Consider the following 2,520-nt stretch of genomic DNA (forward strand, 5'->3'; position numbering starts at 1 on the left):
GGCAATGAAGTGGTACTGACCGGGCTTAAGTACAACCACAGCACGGCCATGTTGCTGAAAGAAAACCCAAAGATTACGCAGAATAAAAACATTGCCGAAGTCAAGGAGGCCACACTGGTGACAGCCGGAAATGCGCAGGCGGTGCTTGATCGGGTATATGGATACTACAGCAGCAATGAGAGTATCAGTTTCCGGGCTGTCATAAACGACCAGGAGTTAGGGAACCGGGTAAATGTGGCAACCGGGTTCCGGGGGACAATGACGGGCAATATCACGAAGCTGGATTTTAAGTTTAGTCGGCGTAAGGTAACGGCGGAGGTGACAGTAAGATGAGTACGGTATTGGAAACGCTGATAACGGACAGGACGGCGGATGACCTGGCCAATGACACAGATAGGGCATATATAGCGTATACAGACTTAAACCGTGTGGAAGAGGCCTGTGCGCTGTTGGCGGGGCGTCTGGGGGTGACCATACAGGCCAAGGCATGGAAGATGGAGGACTTCCGGACGGATACGGAGATGTCCAGGCTGCTGAATAACATTAAAACGCTTCGGGCTGCCTATTATACGAAGGCCAGTACTCCGGCCATCCCCGCAAAAATAACATATGAAAGCATTTACCAGGCAAATGATATCGAACAGATACTTAAGGACCTGGGAGATATGTATGACAGCATGGTGAGTGGACAGCAGCGTCTGGCGTTTAGGCTGGGCATGAGGGCAATAGGAAACAGGAGGCAAGAATGGCATTAAAGACAGATTACAAGGCAGATGTGTTTGAGGGCAACCGAAAGTATCAGATAATCCAGGTTGGAGAAGGAAAATCAGAAATTCAGGATGTGACTGTGTATAGCCAGGAAGGTGATGTGTTTGGTCCTAGTGACATTAACACCACGAATAAGGCAGTGAATGCCCTGAATCATGTTGTCCCCGTCACACTCCAGGCATCCGGATGGAGCACTGCGGCCCCATATACCCAGACTGTGCCGGTAGAGGGGCTGACAACGGAGGACAACCCCATACTGGTAAAGGTGATTGCAGACGGGGCAACACCGGAAATGGTGAAAGCGTACAATAAAGCATTTGGGATGATTGACGATGGGGACACGGCAGATGGGCAGGCAACATTTAAATGCTACAATAAGAAGCCCACGATTGATATGACCGTGGGCTTGAAAGGAGTGTAAAGACAGATGGGAGAAATATTGATGACAGGCGGGGGCGGAGGCGGAACCGGAAGTGACGAGTGCACAGCCACGCTGGATCATGTGCTTGCTGGGGAGACTGCGGTTACGTCCGACAGTAATGACGAGCCTGGAACGGGACGAATGACGGTTAACAGTTTACTGTCTTTTAGCGTAGCCGCATACAGTGGACGCAGAGTACTTTTGAAATGGCAGAATCCGTATGCGGCGGCAGGGAAACCTTACAGCGGAGTAATAATAAAAGCCAGTAGAGGCGGATATCCAGCTTGGAATGCTTCGGCTTGGGATGCGATTTTTTCAGGAGCAGGAAACAATGTTGCCCCGGGAGCCTGGTCACAGGCGTTTATGGATTTACCAGCATTAAATACAACCTATTATTTCACTGCCCTGACTTATGCAATTACCAGTTTAGGTGAAATATATAGCCCTGTATATGACCCGTCTACCGTTAAATACGCTGTTTGTGCGACAAATGGACCAGCAGTCGTTACCATTACTGGCACCCAGAATTATGTGATTCCGGAAGGCTACACGCAGGCCGACATCTTTTGTGTAGGCGGAGGAGGCGGAGGGGGTGCTGGATACCGGTTTACGAGTATTGCCTATGAGCAAGGTGGAGGCGGCGGTGGCGGTGGGTACACCGCCACCGCTCTTAACATAGGCGTGGCTGCCGGCCAGATAATGAATTGCGTCATCGGAAACGGAGGCGGGCAAAACACAGCTATTAACGGCCCAGGTGGCACGGGTGGGGCAACATCGGTATCAAGAGGAGGCATTGTCTTATGCACGGCCAATGGTGGAAAAGGCGGAGATGGGGCCAGCGGAGCCAGTGGAGGATATGGCGGATCCAGGGGAGGGAGCGGAGGATATAATGACCTGGAACCAAGACCAGTCATAAATGCTGGCGGCAATGGATATGCAGACGGTGCTGGTACTGGAAGTCAGGGATATACCACAAGGGCCTTTGGAGAAGCTGGAAATACTTTATATGCTGGAGGCGGAGGAGGTGGTGGAGTTTCACGCAGCAATCCTGGCGCTGGAGGTGCAGGCGGAGGAGGTGCAGGCGGGGCACATAATGGCACGGGCAACGCAGGTGCTGCCAACACTGGCGGAGGCGGAGGCGGAGGTGGCGGAGCCGTTTATGGAACTGCCATTGCTGGTGGCCCCGGAGGCTCTGGCGTTGTTCTTATACGATTAAAGTAAGGAGAGACTTAAATGATAGCGCACGAAGTTTTTGCAATGATATATGATAAAACGATACAGAATGTGGTGGTAGGGCATTATGAAGAAACCAACCGGGTGGCGCGGTGCGT

The 2,520-nt window shown here is 51.9% G+C and carries 3 protein-coding genes and 1 pseudogene; all 4 read left to right on the top strand.

Features of this window, described 5'->3' with window-relative positions:
* Nucleotides 1-333 (top strand): annotated as a pseudogene (locus LI015_RS27810) (hypothetical protein); the annotation flags it as partial.
* Nucleotides 330-755 (top strand): hypothetical protein, encoded by a 426-nt coding sequence (locus tag LI015_RS27815; RefSeq protein WP_227126766.1) that lies wholly within the window; start codon nucleotides 330-332, stop codon nucleotides 753-755. The pseudogene LI015_RS27810 and the gene LI015_RS27815, both read left to right, overlap by 4 nt.
* Nucleotides 746-1,189, top strand: a complete 444-nt coding sequence (locus LI015_RS27820; RefSeq protein WP_227126767.1) for a hypothetical protein — start codon at nucleotides 746-748, stop codon at nucleotides 1,187-1,189. Before LI015_RS27815 ends, LI015_RS27820 begins: the two co-directional genes overlap by 10 nt.
* A gap of 363 nt (nucleotides 1,190-1,552) precedes the next feature.
* Entirely contained in the window at nucleotides 1,553-2,410 is an 858-nt protein-coding gene (locus tag LI015_RS28930; RefSeq protein WP_334301051.1) for a glycine-rich domain-containing protein, read from the top strand.
* Nucleotides 2,411-2,520 lie beyond the last annotated feature (110 nt).

The organism is Enterocloster sp. 210928-DFI.2.20 (genome assembly GCF_020554465.1).
GTDB lineage: Bacteria > Bacillota > Clostridia > Lachnospirales > Lachnospiraceae > Enterocloster > Enterocloster bolteae.

Excerpts from the sequence above, each read along its gene's own strand:
- LI015_RS27815 (WP_227126766.1), top strand. The coding sequence starts at position 330 with ATGAGTACGGTATTGGAAACGCTGATAACGGACAGGACGGCGGATGAC.
- LI015_RS27820 (WP_227126767.1), top strand. The coding sequence starts at position 746 with ATGGCATTAAAGACAGATTACAAGGCAGATGTGTTTGAGGGCAACCGA.
- LI015_RS28930 (WP_334301051.1), top strand. The coding sequence starts at position 1,553 with ATGGATTTACCAGCATTAAATACAACCTATTATTTCACTGCCCTGACT.